Raw genomic sequence first — 1,299 nt, 5'->3', positions numbered from 1 at the left:
TGGGGTGACCCGGTGCTTCCGGACAGTGTTCCTATTTGATTGGATGAAATCATGGGAGCAGTCAGGAAGTCCGGTCCCCGTCGGAGGTTCACGGACAAGGAACGAAGGAACGCTGTCGAGATGGTGACGTCGACGCGGCGGCCGATCACGCAGGTGGCCGCTGAGTTGGGCATCTCGGATAAGACCTTGTGGGCCTGGGTGAACCAGGCCCGGCTGAACAAGATCGACCCGGAACGGGCGTTGACCCGGCAGCAACGAGAACGGATCCGGGATCTGGAGAAAGAGAACGCGCGGCTGCAGCGGGACGTGGAGTTCCTAAAAAAAGCGAACGCCTTCTTCCGGGAACTCGATCGCGAGGACAACGGTTCGTTGTGATCGACCGGTTGAAGGCGGACTTACCGGTGTCGTATTTGTGCGAGAAGCTGGGGGTGTCCCGGTCCGGTTACTACGACTGGGCCGGACGCGTACCCTCACCGAGAGCTGAGCGTCGCGACGAGCTCGCTGCGCTGGTGATCTGCGAGTTCGCGGCGTCGGAGCGGTCGGCGGGGTATCGCAAAGTGACCGCCGCGCTGCATGCCGACGGTGTGGCCGTTGACCGTAAAACGGTGGCTGCGCGGATGCGCGAGCTGGGGTTGATCCCGCTGTTCGCCGAGGCGGCGTTCAAGAAAGCCAACCAGCGCAGCAGTCGTGAGGTTGATCCGGTCGACCTGGTGAACCGGCTCTTCAGCAGCCTCACCCCGGGAGCGATCCTGGTCGGCGACATCACCTATGTCCATACCCGTGAGGGGTGGCTCTATGTTGCGACGGTAATCGATCTGGCTTCGCGGGCGGTGCTCGGATACGCGACCGGGAAACGCCAGACCGTGGGCCTGATCATCCGGGCCTTGGACCGGGCGCGAGCGAGCGGCCACGTCGCGGCCGGGACGATCTTCCACTCCGATCACGGCTCGCAATACCGGGCGAAAAGCTTCGCGAGGTACTGCGGTAAGCACGGCATCCGCCGTTCGATGGGCGCGAACATGCAGTGCTGGGACAACGCCGTCGCCGAGTCCTTCTTCTCCAAACTCAAGACCGAACGCCTCACCTGGCTCACCTTCACCACCCGCCGCGCGGCGACCCATGAGGTCGTGAAATACATCGGGCACTACAACACCCGCCGCCGCCACCAGAGCCTCGGCTACAAAACACCAGCCGAAGCCCTCACAACGTTCGCCAGCACGGCAAAAACAGCCAACGCCACCCCGGCAGCGGCCTAATAAAATGATCAGGAACAGTGTCCAGGACGCACGGGTCACCCCA

The 1,299-nt window shown here is 63.1% G+C and carries 2 protein-coding genes; both read left to right on the top strand.

The genetic code is table 11. The features are described from left to right. Positions 1-51: 51 nt before the first annotated feature. The gene (locus RCH12_RS18485) at positions 52-375 is read left to right on the top strand and encodes a transposase (RefSeq protein WP_088455490.1); all 324 of its coding nucleotides are present in this window, start codon (positions 52-54) and stop codon (positions 373-375) included. Beyond that, positions 372-1,256 carry an IS3 family transposase gene (locus RCH12_RS18480; protein WP_327017885.1) on the top strand — a complete coding sequence of 295 codons (885 nt, stop codon included), beginning with the start codon at positions 372-374 and terminating at the stop codon, positions 1,254-1,256. The genes RCH12_RS18485 and RCH12_RS18480 overlap by 4 nt, the downstream gene beginning before the upstream one ends. The last annotated feature ends 43 nt before the right edge of the window (positions 1,257-1,299 follow it).

This window comes from Cryobacterium sp. MP_3.1, from assembly GCF_035984795.1.
GTDB classification, from domain to species: Bacteria; Actinomycetota; Actinomycetes; order Actinomycetales; family Microbacteriaceae; genus Cryobacterium; species Cryobacterium zongtaii.
The sequence above is the reverse complement of the archived record's forward strand: the minus strand, read 5'-3'. Positions and strand labels throughout refer to the sequence as shown.